Source organism: Psychrobacter sp. H27 (genome assembly GCF_059072655.1).
On the sequence record NZ_JCACRX010000001.1, the window covers coordinates 2,572,648 to 2,589,917 of the forward strand.

Below are 17,270 nucleotides of genomic sequence, written 5' to 3' on the forward strand. Positions count from 1 at the left end.
AGTGTCACGCTTAGATCAGCATGATAACCAGCATAAAGTGCCTGTAAATAAAGACCGCTTAGTCTAACAAATAAAATGCATAAAGCCAATGAATGACAGCTGTGATTGAGGTTTTTTGAGAAAAAACAGTCAAGTCATTAAACAAGCATGGCAATTTACCTGCCTTTTCCCTTATAATGTTGGGGAGAATTCATATTTATAATCACCGATTACAAGTGCGCTGGCACGCGGGATGGCTGTCTGCTATTGAGGACTTAGAGGTCATCAAAGGAGGACAGACAGAATGTCCGAGCCGTCTCAGCCCTTGTATACGTAATAAGAGAACGTGACGAATGAGAAAAGTAGTTATGTTATCGGCAGCTGCCATTCTAGGAATCGCTAGTATCGCGGTGAGCCAAGCTGAAGATATTGTAGACACTCCTGTATCTGTGTCTGATGTAGCAGAAGGACAAGATGCTGTAGAAGAGGCGCCGCAGACGTTAGGTGGTGAGCCTATAGCCGCCGCAGATACCACAGATGGCGCTGCGACTACAGACGAAGCAGCACTAGCAGACGGCACAGAGGCAGCAGCAGATGGCGAAGAAACCGCCGCTGTAGCACCCGCCGCTGACGAAGAGCCGATCCCGCAAGACACACCGCAAGTCCAAAAACTGATCGCGCTGTACCCGAATCTAATTGCTCGTATTCAGCCTGTTGCTAATGTTTGTTTTGAAGACGATGAGGTTTGTGATGTAACAGCACGTGCTGCTGGTCCATCAGCGGGTGATGGTCCTCGTGATGGTAAAGCTGTCTATAACGCGGTATGTCAGACTTGTCACACAGCAGGTTTGCTGGGTTCACCTATCTTTGGTGATGCTGGTGCGTGGGGACCACGTATAGCAAAGGGTAAAGAAACCTTATACACTCATGCTATCAACGGTTTTAATGCGATGCCTGCCAAAGGTGGCGCGGATATTCCTGATGAAGAAGTCCAAAACGCTGTAGATTATATGGTTGCAGAAGCCAGCTAATTCTTATTAACTATCTCTCAAAGCTTTTAGGATAGTTATCTATAAAGCGCCTATTTCAGCAATGAGGTAGGCGCTTTTTCATGATGAGTATTATTAATACGGTACTTCGAATATAAAGCAGTTGAAATTCATCATTGGTAGCCTCATTTTATGAGATTGTACCGTCTCTTCTAGGTAGTAGAGTGTGTTGAACATTCTCATACTCTTGCGTTTCTATATGGCTTTTGCCCATATGACAGTCGAATGTTCAACACAGCCTATTATTCTAAAATGGCACTTTATATACACCGATAACAAATAAAGAGGTCTTCATGTCTGATGTACCAGCACTTTCTATCCAAGGCTTATCCAAGACCTACGATAACGGTTTTTCGGCTCTAAAAGGGGTCGATCTAATGGTACCACAAGGTGGGTTTTTTGCGCTGCTTGGCCCAAACGGCGCAGGTAAATCTACGATGATTGGTATTATTAGCTCACTGTTCAAACCAACCACAGGCAGCGTGCATATCTTTGGGACAAATCTACTAGAAAACCCTTCGATTGCTAAGCAATACCTTGGCGTAGTACCGCAAGAGTTTAACTTTAACATGTTCGAAAAAGTCGAAGATATCTTGATTACTCAAGCGGGTTACTTCGGTATTCCTGCCAAAGAAGCCAAACCACGGGCGAAAAGGCTACTTACCGCACTTGGGCTGTGGGATAAGCGCGACAGTAAATCACGTGAGCTGTCCGGCGGTATGAAGCGCCGTCTGATGATCGCACGAGCATTGATTCATAAACCAAAGCTATTGATTCTTGATGAGCCAACGGCGGGTGTTGATATCGAGCTGCGCCGTTCCATGTGGGAGTTTATGCAGCAGATTAACATCGAAGAAAACACTACAATTATTTTGACGACTCATTATTTAGAGGAAGCGGAGCAGCTATGTAAACGCATTGCTATCTTGGATCATGGTGAGATTCGTATCAATACAGAAATGAAAGACTTGTTGGCACAGCTGTCAGTAGAGACGTTTGTTTTTGATTTGGACACGCCGCTCACTGAGCAGTTGGCTTTGACTGGGGTGACGGACATATTACAACCGGACGAGCAAACACTAGAAGTCACATTGACAGAAGGCGAGTCATTGAATGGTGTCTTTGACCAGTTGTCTGATAAAGGCATTAAGGTAGGAAGTATGCGTAATAAAGCCAACCGATTAGAAGAGTTGTTTATGCGCTTGGTAGACAAAAATATTGAAAGTGCAGACAGCATGAAGGAGGCGGGATTATGAGTCAGGAATTAACCGATCATAATAAAACCATGTCATTGAGCAAAAAGTGGATTGCGTTTCGTACGATATGGTTCAAAGAAGTACGCCGCATTTTGCGTATTTGGCCGCAGACGTTACTACCGCCAGTGATCACGATGAGTCTGTACTTTGTCATCTTTGGTAAGATGATTGGCTCGCGTGTGGGTGAGATGGGCGGCGTGCCATACATGCAGTTTATCGTACCTGGTTTGATCATGATGTCGATCATTACCAACAGTTACTCGAACGTGGTGTCGAGCTTTTTTAGTGCCAAGTTCACATCTAGTATTGAAGAGTTACTGGTATCGCCTGTATCCAAACATGCCATTTTGATGGGTTATATCAGCGGTGGTATTTTCCGCGGACTGGCTATTGGGGTCATTGTTTCGATAGTGGCGTTATTCTTTACCGATCTTGGTATCGAGCATTTATTTGTAACGGTGTTTACGGTGCTTGGCACGTCGATTTTGTTCTCACTAGGCGGTTTTATCAATGCGGTGTTTGCACGCTCATTTGATGATATCTCTATCATACCGAGTTTTGTATTAACCCCATTGACCTATCTTGGTGGTGTTTTTTATTCGATGGAGAACTTATCGCCTTTTTGGCAAAATGTCTCGCTACTGAATCCTATCGTGTACATGGTCAACTCATTCCGCTACGGGATTCTTGGCTATTCTGATGTCAATGTTTGGTATTCGATGGCAGCGATTTTTGTATTCTGTGCGATATTCTATACGATTGCTTATCGCTTACTAAGCAACGGTTCGCGCGTGCGCTTGTAGTATGCATGATGCAAAAGGGTAGTACAGATACTATCCACTGAATGTATTAGTTATAGCAAGTTTTTAACAGTTTAATATTAGGAAGACAGATGAGTATCCACGGTATCTTGGGTGAGCAAACCACAGACTATCCTACAGAGTATAGTCCAGAGACGCTATATCCTATTGCACGTAGTATGGGTCGTGATGCGATTGGCTGGCAGGATGACAAGTTAACGGTTGGTGTGGATTGGTGGCAGGCGTTTGAGATGTCTTGGTTAAATACACAAGGTATCTCGCAAGTGGCGATTGCGCGCTTTGGTATTCCTGCTAGCTCGCCATTTATCGTAGAGTCAAAGTCACTTAAGTTGTATTTGAATAGTATTAACTTTACTGAGTTTGCCAGCTGGAATGATGTACAGACGTTGATTGCCAAAGACTTATCAGCCTGTCTGCAAGCTGACGTACAAGTAGAGCTATTTGGCTTGAATGACGACTTAAATGACAAGGCCACAGGATTGCTGATTGCTCAGCCTGAAGGGGTTTGTATTGATGATGCTCTCGCGAATAGCAGTGAGAAAGTAAGGTTAACTGAGCATCCTGATGCGTCATTGCTGAGTACTAACGAAGTAGAGGCGAGCGGTACAAGCATAGCAAGTGATGGTACGCAGCCGTATACTTTTTATTCTAATCTACTGCGTAGTAATTGCCCAGTGACCAATCAGCCAGACTGGGGCACTTTAGCCGTATCCATAACGACTGACAAGGCTTTTAATAACGCTCATATGCTGCGTTATATATTGAGCTTCCGTCAGCACAATGGCTTCCATGAGCAGTGTGTTGAGCAGATATTTGCTGACCTGAGCCGTTACTATCAGCCAAGCGAGTTGATGGTTCGCGCATGGTATACGCGCCGCGGCGGTATCGATATCAATCCTTGCCGTGTAAGCGATATTGATCTATTACCTAAGCCTAGTCGTTTGATTCGTCAGTAGCGCTGGCATTACTAGTGCTAGAGTACGAACCACGCTAAGTCAACAAAAAAGCGCCTATCTCATAAGATAGGCGCTTTTTTTATCGTTATTATTGATACTGCTATTTGTTGGTTACTTTTGCCATGACTTCTTCGCGGCTTAGCATCTGTTTTTCAGCTTCGCGGCGGTTGACGTACTCGTACTTGTCTTCTGCAAGGTTACGATCTGAGACGACAATACGATGCGGAATACCAATCAACTCAAGATCAGCAAACTTGACGCCTGGACGCTCGTTACGATCGTCGAGCAGCACATTGATACCTTGAGACTTCAGCTCTTCGTACAATGCTGTTGCTGTTTGCATAACGGTTTCTTCTTTTGACTTCATCGGTATGATAGCGACTTCGAAAGGTGCGATTGAGTCATCAACCGTTGGCGTTTTTGGCCACATGATGCCATTGTCATCGTTGTTCTGCTCGATTGCAGCAGCGATGATACGACTGACGCCAATACCGTAGCAACCCATCATGAGAGTCACAGGCTTGCCGTCTTCACCAGAAACCGTACAATTCATCGCTTGTGAATACTTATCACCCAATTGGAAGATATGACCCACTTCGATACCACGTTTGATTTTTAGGCTACCTTTACCATCAGGAGAAGGGTCACCTTCTTGCACATTGCGTACATCAACGACACGCGTGATGCTGGCGTCACGTTCCCAGTTCATACCGATAGTGTGCTTATTGATTTCGTTGGCACCGCAAACAAAATCTGACAATGCTGCCGCTGAGCGATCAACAAATACTGGCATATCTAAATTGACACCGATATAGCCTTTATGCAGACCCGCTGCCTTTAACTCTTCGTCAGAGGCGAGCGTTAGTGGAACGTTGGCTTCTTCAATCTTTTCAGCCTTGATCGTATTGAGCTGATGATCGCCGCGCAATACGACAGCGATTAGCTGTGGCTCATCATTTTCGGTATGACCGTGTACGATTAATGTTTTGACCGTGTTTTCTAATGGGATGTCTAAGTGCTCAGCGACCATTTTACAAGTGGTCATCTTTTCTGTTAGTACGTCTTCGCGCTCCATGCTAGGTGTCTGACGCTCAGCGGTGCTGACAGATTCAGCCAGCTCGACGTTGGCTGCATAATCAGAAGAGTCCGAAAACGCAATATCATCTTCGCCGCTATCTGCCAATACATGAAACTCATGTGAGGCAAACCCGCCAATAGAGCCTGTATCTGCTTGTACCGCACGGAAATCTAAACCCAGACGGGTGAAGATACGGGTATAAGCGTCATACATGTCATCATAAGTTTTAGCCAATGAGGTTTGATCCACATGAAATGAATAGGCATCTTTCATAGTGAACTCGCGTGCACGCATCACACCGAAGCGCGGACGAATCTCATCACGGAATTTGTTTTGAATCTGAAAGAAACTTATAGGCAGTTGCTTGTAGCTACGCAGCTCACCTTGTGCGAGGTTGGTGATGACTTCTTCATGCGTTGGACCCAGCACAAAGTCGCGATCATGACGGTCTTTGAAACGCAGTAGCTCAGGACCATAATCATCAAAACGTCCAGTCGTCTGCCAAAGCTCAGCTGGCTGAGTCATTGGCATCAGTACTTCTTGCGCCCCAATATTTTGCATCTCTTCACGAACAATACGTTCGACCTTTTGCAAGATGCGCAAACCCATAGGCAACCAAATATATAACCCAGAAGCGATCTTACGGATAAGACCAGCACGCACCATCAATTGGCTTGAGGCGATGTCAGCATCACTTGGGGTTTCTTTTAGTGTAGCAAATAAAAATTGACTGGCTTTCATAAATAAAGCGTAACCTTATCAACGATAAAAAAATAAGAAATAGTAGGATGTTGAGCGTATGGCTAATCGTTTCGTTGCCGCCGCAAGCTTACCTTTATTACTTAGCAATAATCTAGGGTATTTCCTAGTTACTAATATGCTCATGTAAAAGCACATTAGTAAAAACCACTCTTGTAATAGAGCGGTAAATTTAGACTGATATATCATGATGTCGAAATGCAAAGTAGTCATGATAAATACTCAGGTCAAAACCCGAGAAGCACACTTATGCTGACATTTTATACATACAGTCTGACTATGTTAGGTAAAGTTAGCCTAAGACGCAATGACTTTTTGTCTTTTCAGACCGAACGCTACGTAAAGGCTCTGATAACAGCCAAATAATTAAGTTATCCCTATGATTTTATGGCAAACCGTAAGACACTTTGTAGACAGCTCCGCCAGATATTATGTAGAGGATTGGTAGTCGTTACTTGAATCTACTGCACAATAGTCGCATTTATACCGTGAGCACTTGCTTTGGCTCTACAGCACCATTGGTCTTATAAGAACGATGCAATACTATAAAGGGAGTCTCTATGAACAGTCCTGATACCAATCATACCAATGGCACCGATCAACCAGTCAAGAAACCTATTGCTACGATGTCTTGGGTGATACTACTCATTGGCTTGGCTGCAATCGTTTTTGCTATTTATAGTGCACAAAACGTGACAGAAGAAGAGCCAATAGAGACCATCACACGAGAGGGCGTGGTGACACAAATTCAGCAGCTCAACCGTTTACATACCGTTGCATTTAGTGTGGATACCGTGATTACCAGTGAGCGACCGGGCAGTTGGATGAAGCTATGGCAAGATGAACAAAAAGCATTGTTCATCGCTCATGGGCGCGTAGAGGCAGGAGTAGATCTGAGTGCGCTAACACCTGAGATGGTACAAGTGGTACAGCCTGCTCCAGCTGATACGAATAAAGAGCAAGTCGCTGATCCTAACTCATCAGCTGCCACTATGACGCAAATCAATATTACCTTACCACCTACAGAGATATTTTCGGTATATTTGGATGATATCGAGATTTATGACTGGCAGACTGGTGCTTTTGGCATGATGCAGGTCGATCCTAAGATACTGGATGAAGCACAGCGTATGGCAAAAGCAGAGGTGCTAGAGCGTGCTTGCAGAGGCGACGTGATGAATACGGCGCTGCAAAATGCCCAAACGCAATTGCAGCAGTTATTTACATTGACAGGTGCTATTGTGACGGTGACCACGCAGGGTGCAGGCGCCTGTCAGTTGCCCGCAACTACGAATAGCTAGTCTGTTGGTTGTTTTCTTAAACTTAAGCTTCTTTCTTGAATTCAGCGATGGCCAGTTTTCGGACTGATTTGTGTTCGACCATTGGCGCAGGGTAATCAACATCGGCAAACTCCCCATCTTCTGACAGTGCTTTACGCATTTTGTCTTCACTATGCAAGGTGCTCGCGGGGATATCTTTTAGTTCCGGTAGCCATGTTTTGATGAACAATGCTTTTTTGTCATGCGTACTGCCTTGGCTAAAAGGATTCATAATACGGAAGTAGGGCGCTGAGTCGGTACCTGTCGACGCGCTCCACTGCCAGCCGCCATTATTGGACGCAAAGTCACCATCGATGAGCTGCTGCATAAAGTAGCGCTCACCTAAGCGCCAATCAATCAATAAGTCCTTGGTCAAAAACATCGCTGTGACCATACGCAATCGGTTGTGCATAAATCCAGTCGCATTTAAGCAGCGCATTGCCGCATCAACGAGTGGCACACCGGTCATGCCGGTATACCATGATTTAAAATCATCTTCATCGTATGACCAACTGACTTTGGTATCGGTGTCTTCTTTGTACGCTTTGTGACGAATCAGGTTGGGCTTGTCAACCAGCACATGACGATAGAAGTCGCGCCATGCAAGCTCACTTATCCAGCGGTTGATGTCTTCATTATCGCTATCATTGCCGTGCAGTTCTTCTTGAGCTTTGCTTGCTTGTAGATAGCAGAATCTAGGGCTGATAGAGCCTATAGTGAGATAAGCCGATAGCTGACTGGTAGCATGCAGATGTGGTACATCACGGCTGACATCATAATCATTGATATCATCAGCGATAAATGCCTCTACACGCTGGCAAGCAGCAGATTCGCCTGCAGGATAGGCGTCTCTTGCGGCAGTCAACTGGGTTTCTATATCGATATGCGCTAATGAGTCTTCTTTCTCTAGCGTTTTTTGATAATCATTGAGTATTTTTTTACTGAGTGTTTCGATATCATCGATTGTAGTCGCCATATGTTTTGACGATTTTAGATTGAGCTTATCATCGCAGTCGACCGCTGATGCATCATGCATCTGGATGGTGCTCACGTCCAAGGTATGTCGCCATTTCTTATAAAACGGCGTGAAGACTTTATACATACTGTCGCCGTCGTTGGTCGTAATGCTCAGCGGTGGTAAAATACACTGATCATGCCATCGGACGAACTCGATGTCGTCTTTTGCAAGCTGGCCTTTTACCTGCTCATCACGATCGATCTCATTGCCCTCATACTCATGATTGGCCATAACGCAGCTGATATCATTGTTACTGCATAAGCTTGTTAGAGCCTCTATACAGTCAGAGAAACTAGGACAGAGCTGTACGATCAAGGTAATATTGAGTTTTGATTGCAAGTCCTTTGCTAGATTAGGCAAGGTGCGAATAATATGATCGACTTGGACAAGAGAAGTGTCATGCTCTTGCCACTGCTCAGGTGTCAAAAAAAACACAGCAGATACTGATGCATTGTCCTCATTAGCGCGTTCGCACAGCGCTGCCAATGCGGTATTATCATGAAGGCGTAGGTCCCGACGAAACCACATTAAGTAATGCAACGGACTATCGCTACTGCTACTGTCGCTATTCTTATTATTGCTACCACTGTTGTTAGTAGTCTTAGACATCAAAGTATCCCTATATTAATCAATCGCAATCATAAACAAAACTGGTGATAAAAGTATGCTAGGATAAGTTTTTGGATGCAATGGCTTTGCCGTTTGAGTAACAAATCATCATCATATCTAACGATTTACCTTTAGCTCAAACCTATCTGACACCGTTATAATCAGTGTCATGCTTAGGAAGATGAAGTCTCAAAAGATAAGCAGTTCTAAAGAAATCATCAGTCTTAAGAAAGAAAAAGTACCAAAAATCAAAGGTCACGACATGCACGTTAAGTTTTGCGGGTTTACTCAGCTTAGTGATATTCAGACGGCGGCACAGTTAGGTGCTGACGCGGTCGGTTTGGTGTTTTATCCGCCAAGTCCACGTGCGGTCACGATAGAGCAAGCACAAATTCTAAGCACTGCCGTGCCTGCTTTTGTGAGCGTTGTGGCGTTAGTGGTCAATATGCCTGAAGATGAGCTAGTCAAATTAGCAAACGATGTACCTTTTGATATCATTCAGTTCCATGGTGACGAAACGGCTGAACAATGCGCGCAGCTGGCAAGCATGGTCAATAAACGCTGGATCAAGGCGCTACGTATCAATGCAGAGCAAGACACGCCCGATAGCGTTCGTGCTCGGATCGCACAGTTTGCTAGTGCAGGTGCCAGTAGTATTTTGTTAGATGCTTATCATCAAGCGGCATACGGCGGTACAGGACAGCGCTTTGACTGGAGCCTTATTCCACAAGACAGTACGCTGCCAGTTATATTGGCTGGTGGTCTCGATGCGCAGAACGTTGCAGAAACTTCTAATCTGTCCATCTATGGCGTCGATGTCAGTGGCGGCATCGAGAGTGATAAGGGCAAAAAAGACGCTGCCAAAATGCGTGCCTTTATGAAAGCAGTCAAGCGTGACCGATGGCAAAACGAAACGGTCACTGACGTCGCTTAAGTTTTTTATGATAGGTGATTTTCTATATATAATAGGCTTATCTGATCGTTATTCCGATCTTTCTGTTCGAATCTTATTTTTCCCTTTATATTTATTCTAAAAAATACCACTTATTACAGTAGGAATTATCATGAGTCATGTCGCTAATAAAGATTTATCTGATACAGCACAGTCTGTAAACACCTTTACCAATCCTGAAAATGTACAGGACTTTAACCAGTATCCCGACGTACGTGGACACTTTGGTGTACATGGTGGCCGTTTTGTCTCTGAGACGCTAATGGCTGCCCTAGAAGAACTAGAGACGCTCTACACCAAAGTCAAAGCAGATCCAGCGTTTTGGGAAGAGTATCACAACGATTTGGTCAATTATGTCGGTCGTCCAACACCGTTGTATCATGCCAAGCGTCTAAGCGATGAAATTGGCGGAGCGCAAATTTACTTTAAGCGTGAAGACCTTAACCATACAGGCGCGCACAAAGTAAACAATACGATCGGTCAGGCATTGCTTGCCAAAATGTGCGGTAAGAAACGCATTATTGCTGAAACTGGCGCAGGACAGCATGGTGTCGCGACGGCAACGATTGCAGCACGCCTAGGACTAGAATGTATCGTCTATATGGGTGCCGACGATGTCGAGCGCCAAAAGATGAACGTCTATCGTATGCGCTTGCTTGGTGCGACAGTTGTGCCTGTGACCTCTGGCTCACGTACGCTCAAAGACGCAATGAACGAAGCCATGCGTGACTGGGTAACTAATGTAGATAGCACCTATTATATTATCGGTACGGTGGCAGGGCCTCACCCTTATCCGCTATTGGTTCGTGATTTCCAAGCGATTATTGGTAAAGAAGCCCGTATCCAGCATTTAGAAAAAACAGGCAAGCTTCCTGATGCATTGGTCGCTTGTGTGGGTGGTGGCTCAAACGCTATTGGTCTGTTCTTTGATTTCCTAAACGACACTGATGTCAAAATGTATGGCGTCGAAGCCACGGGCGATGGTATCGAGTCAGGTCGTCACTCTGCGCCATTAGCTGCTGGTCGTATCGGTGTATTGCATGGTAACCGCACCTACCTAATGGCAGATGATGATGGTCAGATTCAAGAGACGCATTCTATCTCAGCGGGTCTTGACTATCCTGGTGTTGGCCCAGAACACAGCTTCCTAAAAGACATGAAGCGTGTTGAGTATGTTGGCTGTACTGATAAAGAAGCGCTAGAAGGTTTCCATGAAGCCACGCGTAAAGAAGGTATCATCCCTGCGCTTGAGACTGCTCATGCCGTCGCTTATGCATTGAAGCTGGCTAAAACCATGACCCCTGATCAGACGATCGTCGTTAATATGTCAGGTCGTGGTGACAAGGATCTGCATTCAGTCATGAAGGCAGAAGGGATTGAGATGTAGTAACGAGTATTTTAAATAAGTAATTATCTTCTATAATTGATCGTAATGCCTTCTACTAAAAAAGTAGAAGGCTAAATAATATAGCTAATGAAATCTTATAGTCTTCAACTACTGAACTCTCTCTATCCTATTTTCTACCTACAAGAGGTATAGGTTGATGGCAAAAGTCACACCTTCTATGGCAAAAAACCAGATTAAACGTAGTTTGCTTCAGATCGTAGATTCACATCCGAATAAAACGCAAAAACAGAAAATATGGTGTTATTTTAGTAATTGTTGTGCGTATTGTGACGTAGATATTGACCCTAATAGTCGTCAGGGACATCTTGATCATCTATTAGCGGTTCAAGATGGTGGTAGCAATGATATCTATAACTTTGTATTGGCATGTCACATTTGTAATGGCGATGAAAAAAGAGAGACGCAATGGCGTGAATTTTTGATTAATAAGTGTAAGAACTTATCTGATAATGTTTATATGGAACGAGTAGCAAAGATAGAGACATGGCAAGAACAGTCAACTATGAGTCAAATAGATTCAGAAATATTGGCTAGAATGGAAGCTATTATAGTTGAAGCTAAAGCTAACTTTGATCAGTCAGTAGAAAAGATGCGTATATTGCGTGACTTTATAACTACGAATTAATTTGATAATAATTAAGAGAACACTATGACCCGAATTGAAAGTACCTTTGAAACCTTAAAATCACAAAACAAAAAAGCCTTGATTCCTTACGTGATGGCAGGTGACCCTAACCCTGCAACCACTGTCGGTCTACTGCATGACTTGGTCAAGCATGGCGCAGATATGATCGAAGTTGGCTTACCGTTCTCTGACCCAATGGCAGATGGTCCGACTGTTGCATTGGCTGGTGAGCGTGCATTAGCAGCAGGTACCAGTACGCGCGATGCGCTTAAGATGGTCGCAGAGTTCCGTCAAACGGATACGCAGACGCCAATTATCTTGATGGGTTATCTCAACCCTGTAGAGATTATCGGCTATGACAACTTTGTGGCACTATGTGAGCAGTCAGGTGTTGACGGTTTATTGATGGTAGATTTGCCACCAGCTGAGGCGGGCAGTTTCACTCAGCATCTAACTGACCATGCGATGAATGAGATTTTCTTGCTATCGCCAACGACGTTGCCTGAGCGCCGTGAGCAGGTATTGACCCATTGTGGCGGTTATATATATTACGTATCGCTAAAAGGCGTGACTGGTTCAGCCACCCTAGATACAGATGATGTTGCCACGCAAGTTCAAGCGATTAAAGCAGAGACAGACCTGCCAGTATGCGTCGGTTTCGGCATCCGTGATGGTGCCTCTGCAAAAGCAATCGGTACTCATGCCGATGGTGTCATCGTGGGTAGTGCGTTGGTACAGAATTTTGCAGATATTGATGCCAACGATACCGCGGCAGTTGCCAATGCCCAGCAGAGAATCATGGAAAAAATGGATGAGCTACGTAGTGCGCTGGACAGTTTAATTGCTTAGTAGCTATTGTTTTAGCATTGCTGTTATCTGAAGGAATAGTTATTTGAAACGGCAAAGTCAAATCGTCGCTATTGTCTTCTTAAAGACTTTACTCAAGTGCTTTACGTGAAGACAATACTAAATGACTTTGCTAAATTTAGTTTACGAGTGTAAACTAACATGATTATTATATGGCGTCTGATAGCAGTGTATTGTGAGTGATTATCCTCATAATTGCATCGTCTATCAACAAGCATACCGCCAGAGTACCGACATATTAGCTTAACCTCTGATATGTCGCATAACTGCTCATGTTGTGACTGGGTTTGACGCTTTGTTTAGATGACCATTACACTCTCAATGACAAGCCAATGAGCAAACTTGTCAATAAGCCTTTTATGATGGCAAATAATATGACTGATACAATAACAAAATCTGAAAACAATACTGCTAACGCTGAGCCAAATAACACAGGCAAGCAGTCATGGTTCAATCGTCCTATCCCGGGTATCAAGCAGCAACTGACTGCACCACTGACGGCAGTAGAGACTGAGCCGTCAACTAAGTGCAGTAACTGTCACTCGATGATTACTAATACAGCACTAATTTTTAACTGTTATGTGTGCCCGCATTGTGATCATCATCTACCAATGAGTGCTCGTGAGCGCTTGAACTGGTTACTTGACCAAGTAGATGGGGAGACTGGTCAAGAGTTCACGGCAAAAGACCCGTTGAGCTTTGTGGACAGTAAGCCGTATCCTGCACGTATGAGTGAAGCACAAGAAAAAACAGGTGAGTCTGAAGCGCTGGTTGCTATGTATGGCAAACTGCGTAATCTTGATATCGTCGCTTGTGCCTTTGATTTTCGCTTTATGGGTGGCTCGATGGGATCAGTCGTTGGTGATCGGTTTGTCCAAGCTGCCGAAAAGGCGCTAGAGCAAAAGATACCTTTGGTTTGTTTTGCAGCCTCGGGCGGTGCGCGTATGCAAGAGGGTCTGTTGTCATTGATGCAAATGGCACGCACAGCAGCGGCGATTGAACGCTTAAAAATCGCTGGTATTCCATATATTGTAGTATTGACCAATCCTGTCTACGGCGGTGTCACGGCGTCGCTTGCGATGCTGGGTGATATCCATTTAGCAGAACCAAAAGCCATGATCGGCTTTGCTGGTAAGCGTGTGATCGAGCAGACCGTTCGTGAGACATTAGAAGAGCCATTTCAGCGCGCTGAGTTCTTGTTAGAGCACGGTGTGGTAGATGAAGTGGTGCATCGTCATCAACTGATTGATACGATCTATCGTTTGCTCGCAAAACTATGCCGCGTACCGAACGTAGATGCTCAGTAGCATGAATGGCTTGGTAGTCTGAGCCATTTATTGAGTGCATAACCGCATAGCTGCGTGCTACTATCTACAGCATATGCAAGACCCCTAATAGCATTTATCGTCATTGCACGGTAAATGCTATTTTTGGTTTTAGCCAACACACATAGTTTATCTCTTATCAAATTTTATATAGGTTTTATTCATGTCTGATTTTTTAGCGTCTAATCTTAGTAGCCCTAACGACAAAGTTGGCTTGGCTAGCTTGACCGAATGGCTAAACTATATGCAGCAAATACATGTGTCTGCGATAGATATGGGACTGTCACGCGTCCTGCCTGTCGCCGAAGCGCTAGGCGTAGTACAGTCAGCCAAAGATGATGCTTATGTTTTCACTGTAGCAGGCACCAATGGTAAAGGCTCTACGACCGCTGTCATCGCTGAAATGTGTAAAGCCGCAGGTTATAAGACAGCGCTATACCAGTCTCCACATCTTAGTGTCTTTAACGAGCGCGTGCGTATCAATGACGAAATGGTCAGCGACGAGACACTGATCCACGCATTTAGTAAGGTAGAGTCAGCTCGCTTAGCGTGTGATTTGACCTTGTCGTTTTTTGAGATGACAACGCTTGCAGCACTACTGATATTCGCTGAGGCTGACTGTGATGTTTGGGTGTTAGAGGTGGGGCTCGGTGGCAGGCTTGATGTCATCAATATCATCGATCCTGATATGGCGGTAATTACCAATATTGGTATCGATCATGTCGACTGGCTAGGTGATAATGTCGAGGATATCGGACGCGAAAAAGCAGGTATCTTACGACAAGGCATTCCTCTTATTTATGGAGCTACTGAAATGCCGTCTAGCGTGCAAAAATCCATCGATACCCAGCAGGCAACTTGCTATCAGATTGGACAAGATTTCAGCTACCGCGATATTGACTCAACGACTTGGCAATACAGCAATGTGGCTGTCACCCTGCAATTACCTCGTCCTGCACTATCCTTGACAAATACGGCCAATGCCCTATCGGCAGTGCTCGCAAGCCCGCTAAAGGTTAATATCAGCGCTATTGAGCACGCGCTACAAACGGTCAAACTGGCTGGGCGCTTCGACCATCGTGAGAGTCATGGTCGACATTGGTTGTTTGATGTGGCGCACAATGAGCAAGGCGTTGAGTTTTTAATCGCGCAATTGCTACCATTTTGGCAGCAGCATGTGGCAAAACATAGCAGCCAAACTGATAAAGGTATGCCAAAGATAAACATGCTGTTCTCTATGTTGGGTGATAAAGACATCGATATGGTGGTGCAGCGTCTGACTCAAGCAGGTCTACCGATTAGTGATTGGTATTTGGCTGAGATTGACTATCCACGTGCTGCGAGCACTGAGCAGCTAGAGGGTGTGTTGGCTAAGTATATTGATAGCGACAACATCCATGAGTTCGATGGTTTGCACGCAGCGACTCATACAGTGGTAGAGGCCAGCCAACCGCAAGACCTCATTGTAGTATGTGGTTCGTTTCATACCATTGGCGAGGCATTGAGTGCACTTACCATATGATAATTTAAGTTAAAATCACGCCGGTTTAATGTTAATCTTAGTCGTAGCCGGATAGCAGACAGCACAAAAAATATGCTTTATAATCAAAATGATTTGTAAGACTGGTAGGCGATAGTCGGCACAAATCTTGAACACTGATGGCATTAACTGGCGGCAAGCGATATGTCTTGTATCAATGGTACTATTGATACAAGACAGTCAAAGCACCGCCCAATCAACCTTATCACCAACTAAGAGACGTAAACGGATGAACTTTTCGAGACAAGCCTTATTGGGCATTGGGATGATTCTAGGCGGTAGCGTGATGCTATACGCCATGGTGCAGCAGATCGGTGAGAGCAATCAGCTAGAGCCTGCAACCGCGCTGATAGAAAAGCCAAGTGTTGAAGAAGAGGCGCCGCAGCCGCTAACGACTGATATAGAGACAGAAAAACGCATCCTTGCGCAAAAGCAAAAAGAACGGGCTGCGCGTGTCGCAGAGCAAGAAAAGCGTGCAAAAGAGTTTTTGACCGAGCAAGAAGTTGCTGAAGCAGAAGCACTGGCCAAAGCCCGTGCCGAGAGTCAGCAGTATGTGCAGAACATTGCTGCGACGAGTGAGCAGACCGATGATTCAGCAGATGCAACCAACACGCAAAGTAATGCGACAAGCAAAGAAGTACAAGATGCTGATAAATTGATCAAAGCCGCGGACGATGCAGTAAAAGAAGCAAAGGCGAAAAAGCAGCAAGAGGCTCAAGAGCAAGCCGCAGCCAAAAAACTGGCAGAGAGTAAAAAAGAAGCAGAAGCAAAGAGACAGGCTGAAGCTAAAAAGCAAGCTGAGGTGCAAGCAGCCGCTGAAAAAAAGCGGGAAGCAGCCGAAGCGGCTAAAAACGAACCACCAAAATCGCCCTCTGATTATCAAGTAAAAAAAGGTGATGGACTGATTAAACTGGCAAGGCAGTACAATATGCCTGTCGAAGTATTGGCTCAAGCAAATAATATCTCACCATCGACCTCACTGCAGCTGGGTCAAGAAATCACTATACCATCTCGTAGCCAAGTACAACGTCTAGAGCGTGAAGCGGTAGCAGCTGAGCAGGCGCGTGAGAAGAAGCGCGAACAAGAAGAAGCGCTTGCGAAGAAATCTGCCGATGCCAAACGTGATGCCCAGCAAAAACTTAGCGAAGCGCGTAAAGAAGTAAAAGAGACCGATGCAAAAGGTAGCTTTGGAGTACAAGTGGCGTTAGCGGATAACCAAGCCAAAGCAGACCAATTAGCGAAAACATTCCAATCCGCAGGCTATCAAGTAAAGACCAGCCCTACCAGTCGTGGCGTACGTGTTGTCGTCGGTCCTGAACGCGGCAAAGTTGCTGCATTGGCACTAAAAGACAAGATCAATAGCGATCCGAATGTCAACACGACGAGTGCTTGGGTACTATACTGGCGTTAAGCCATAGACTAAAAGGCGTAGCGATGCAGTTGTGTTGGGATAAATGAAACACGCTTCATGATACCGAGCTAATATGTGCTGGTCTAACATCTACTGATTTATCAAAACACGACATCTACTGTCGTGTTTTTTGTTTTATTGTTTGCCGATTGAGGTAAGCTTGGGTACGATGAGCACCATTTTATTATTTGTTTTTGTATAACTTGTCAGCCTATACAGGTTGCCGCGTTGTGATTGGTCAGTCATTGATGTCATTTGATGCAAATTACTGACAGATCATATTCATATTGTATAAGGT

At 44.8% G+C, this 17,270-nt stretch carries 14 protein-coding genes; 12 read left to right on the plus strand and 2 right to left on the minus strand.

Going from position 1 to position 17,270, the window contains the following annotated elements; genetic code table 11:
• Window positions 1–347 precede the first annotated feature (347 nt).
• From AC5JPY_RS10525 to queF, 4 genes are all read left to right on the plus strand, one after another.
• Entirely contained in the window at window positions 348–1,010 is a 663-nt protein-coding gene (locus tag AC5JPY_RS10525) for a c-type cytochrome (RefSeq protein ID WP_493852421.1), read from the plus strand.
• 311 nt (window positions 1,011–1,321) lie between these two features.
• Window positions 1,322–2,284, plus strand: coding sequence for an ABC transporter ATP-binding protein (locus AC5JPY_RS10530; RefSeq protein ID WP_493852422.1), 963 nt, complete (start codon window positions 1,322–1,324; stop codon window positions 2,282–2,284).
• A gap of 29 nt (window positions 2,285–2,313) precedes the next feature.
• Window positions 2,314–3,087 (plus strand): ABC transporter permease, encoded by a 774-nt coding sequence (locus tag AC5JPY_RS10535; protein WP_319051792.1) that lies wholly within the window; start codon window positions 2,314–2,316, stop codon window positions 3,085–3,087.
• An 89-nt stretch (window positions 3,088–3,176) separates the two neighbouring features.
• Window positions 3,177–4,061, plus strand: a complete 885-nt coding sequence (queF, locus tag AC5JPY_RS10540; protein ID WP_493852423.1) for an NADPH-dependent 7-cyano-7-deazaguanine reductase QueF — start codon at window positions 3,177–3,179, stop codon at window positions 4,059–4,061.
• A gap of 100 nt (window positions 4,062–4,161) precedes the next feature.
• Here the strand turns inward: queF and AC5JPY_RS10545 are convergent, their stop codons facing one another.
• The gene (locus tag AC5JPY_RS10545) at window positions 4,162–5,880 is read right to left on the minus strand and encodes a proline--tRNA ligase (RefSeq protein ID WP_493852424.1); all 1,719 of its coding nucleotides are present in this window, start codon (window positions 5,878–5,880) and stop codon (window positions 4,162–4,164) included.
• Window positions 5,881–6,458: 578 nt separating this feature from the next.
• On the opposite strand from AC5JPY_RS10545, the gene AC5JPY_RS10550 reads away from it, so the two are divergent.
• Window positions 6,459–7,199 carry a DUF4230 domain-containing protein gene (locus AC5JPY_RS10550; protein ID WP_493852425.1) on the plus strand — a complete coding sequence of 247 codons (741 nt, stop codon included), beginning with the start codon at window positions 6,459–6,461 and terminating at the stop codon, window positions 7,197–7,199.
• Window positions 7,200–7,221: 22 nt separating this feature from the next.
• Here the strand turns inward: AC5JPY_RS10550 and AC5JPY_RS10555 are convergent, their stop codons facing one another.
• Window positions 7,222–8,844, minus strand: coding sequence for a cryptochrome/photolyase family protein (locus AC5JPY_RS10555; protein WP_493852426.1), 1,623 nt, complete (start codon window positions 8,842–8,844; stop codon window positions 7,222–7,224).
• Between the two features lie 181 nt (window positions 8,845–9,025).
• Here AC5JPY_RS10555 and AC5JPY_RS10560 point away from each other — a divergent pair, with 181 nt between their 5' ends.
• From AC5JPY_RS10560 to AC5JPY_RS10590, 7 genes are all read left to right on the plus strand, one after another.
• Window positions 9,026–9,778, plus strand: coding sequence for a phosphoribosylanthranilate isomerase (locus tag AC5JPY_RS10560; RefSeq protein ID WP_493852427.1), 753 nt, complete (start codon window positions 9,026–9,028; stop codon window positions 9,776–9,778).
• A gap of 130 nt (window positions 9,779–9,908) precedes the next feature.
• Window positions 9,909–11,183 (plus strand): tryptophan synthase subunit beta, encoded by a 1,275-nt coding sequence (gene trpB, locus AC5JPY_RS10565; RefSeq protein WP_319051732.1) that lies wholly within the window; start codon window positions 9,909–9,911, stop codon window positions 11,181–11,183.
• 157 nt (window positions 11,184–11,340) lie between these two features.
• On the plus strand, window positions 11,341–11,829 hold the full coding sequence (locus AC5JPY_RS10570; protein WP_493852428.1) for an HNH endonuclease: 489 nt from the start codon (window positions 11,341–11,343) through the stop codon (window positions 11,827–11,829).
• A gap of 24 nt (window positions 11,830–11,853) precedes the next feature.
• Window positions 11,854–12,678: a tryptophan synthase subunit alpha gene (gene trpA / locus AC5JPY_RS10575; protein ID WP_493852429.1), complete on the plus strand. Its 825-nt coding sequence runs from the start codon at window positions 11,854–11,856 to the stop codon at window positions 12,676–12,678.
• Between the two features lie 380 nt (window positions 12,679–13,058).
• Entirely contained in the window at window positions 13,059–14,003 is a 945-nt protein-coding gene (gene accD / locus AC5JPY_RS10580; RefSeq protein WP_319051791.1) for an acetyl-CoA carboxylase, carboxyltransferase subunit beta, read from the plus strand.
• Between the two features lie 181 nt (window positions 14,004–14,184).
• Window positions 14,185–15,543: a bifunctional folylpolyglutamate synthase/dihydrofolate synthase gene (locus AC5JPY_RS10585; RefSeq protein ID WP_493852430.1), complete on the plus strand. Its 1,359-nt coding sequence runs from the start codon at window positions 14,185–14,187 to the stop codon at window positions 15,541–15,543.
• A gap of 175 nt (window positions 15,544–15,718) precedes the next feature.
• Window positions 15,719–16,972: a LysM peptidoglycan-binding domain-containing protein gene (locus AC5JPY_RS10590; protein WP_493852431.1), complete on the plus strand. Its 1,254-nt coding sequence runs from the start codon at window positions 15,719–15,721 to the stop codon at window positions 16,970–16,972.
• Window positions 16,973–17,270: the final 298 nt, after the last annotated feature.

Coding starts and splice junctions, on each gene's coding strand:
- AC5JPY_RS10535 (WP_319051792.1), top strand. CDS start 2,314: ATGTCATTGAGCAAAAAGTGGATTGCGTTTCGTACGATATGGTTCAAA.
- AC5JPY_RS10590 (WP_493852431.1), top strand. CDS start 15,719: ATGGTACTATTGATACAAGACAGTCAAAGCACCGCCCAATCAACCTTA.
- AC5JPY_RS10570 (WP_493852428.1), top strand. CDS start 11,341: ATGGCAAAAGTCACACCTTCTATGGCAAAAAACCAGATTAAACGTAGT.
- AC5JPY_RS10545 (WP_493852424.1), bottom strand. CDS start 5,880: ATGAAAGCCAGTCAATTTTTATTTGCTACACTAAAAGAAACCCCAAGT.
- accD (WP_319051791.1), top strand. CDS start 13,059: ATGGCAAATAATATGACTGATACAATAACAAAATCTGAAAACAATACT.
- AC5JPY_RS10560 (WP_493852427.1), top strand. CDS start 9,026: ATGAAGTCTCAAAAGATAAGCAGTTCTAAAGAAATCATCAGTCTTAAG.
- queF (WP_493852423.1), top strand. CDS start 3,177: ATGAGTATCCACGGTATCTTGGGTGAGCAAACCACAGACTATCCTACA.
- AC5JPY_RS10525 (WP_493852421.1), top strand. CDS start 348: ATGTTATCGGCAGCTGCCATTCTAGGAATCGCTAGTATCGCGGTGAGC.
- trpA (WP_493852429.1), top strand. CDS start 11,854: ATGACCCGAATTGAAAGTACCTTTGAAACCTTAAAATCACAAAACAAA.
- AC5JPY_RS10585 (WP_493852430.1), top strand. CDS start 14,185: ATGTCTGATTTTTTAGCGTCTAATCTTAGTAGCCCTAACGACAAAGTT.
- AC5JPY_RS10530 (WP_493852422.1), top strand. CDS start 1,322: ATGTCTGATGTACCAGCACTTTCTATCCAAGGCTTATCCAAGACCTAC.
- AC5JPY_RS10555 (WP_493852426.1), bottom strand. CDS start 8,844: ATGTCTAAGACTACTAACAACAGTGGTAGCAATAATAAGAATAGCGAC.
- trpB (WP_319051732.1), top strand. CDS start 9,909: ATGAGTCATGTCGCTAATAAAGATTTATCTGATACAGCACAGTCTGTA.
- AC5JPY_RS10550 (WP_493852425.1), top strand. CDS start 6,459: ATGAACAGTCCTGATACCAATCATACCAATGGCACCGATCAACCAGTC.